The organism is Rhodococcus sp. ARC_M6 (assembly GCF_022810305.1).
Classification (GTDB): domain Bacteria; phylum Actinomycetota; class Actinomycetes; order Mycobacteriales; family Mycobacteriaceae; genus Rhodococcus_F.
This window is the reverse complement of record NZ_JALGQH010000087.1, coordinates 1-447: the sequence shown is the minus strand read 5'-3', so window position 1 is coordinate 447 and position 447 is coordinate 1. Positions and strand designations below refer to the sequence as shown.

At 64.9% G+C, this 447-nt stretch carries 1 protein-coding gene; it reads left to right on the top strand.

What is annotated here, in order from left to right:
* Window positions 1-7: 7 nt before the first annotated feature.
* A partial coding sequence (locus MTX36_RS29500) for an SDR family NAD(P)-dependent oxidoreductase (protein WP_243623208.1) occupies window positions 8-447 on the top strand: 440 nt, incomplete at its 3' end.

Sequence of the window (447 nt, the reverse complement as noted above, 5' to 3'; positions counted from 1 at the left end):
AAACGAAGTGGAAATCAAGGGAACCGCAGCATTGGTCACCGGCGCAGCGTCGGGCCTCGGCGCAGCTACCGCCAAACGCCTGGCCGAGGCCGGAGCCACCGTCTTCGGCTTGGACCTGCCCGCCTCCATCGAGCGGGCCGGAGACAATGTCCCCGCGGGTGTCACACTCATCCCCACGGACGTGACCAGCGGCGAAGAGGTCGAAGCTGCAATCAAGCAGATCGTCGAATCGGGCTCACCCCTGCGCATTGTCGTCAACTGCGCCGGCGTCGGCTGGGCGGGTCGCATCCTGTCCAAGAACGGCCCGCATGACCTGGAACTGTTCCGCACGGTCATCACCGTCAACCTGCTGGGCACGTTCAACGTGATGCGCCTGGCTGCCGACGCTATGTCCAAGACGGATACCGTCGACGAGTCCGGTCAGCGCGGCGTTGTCATCAACACCGC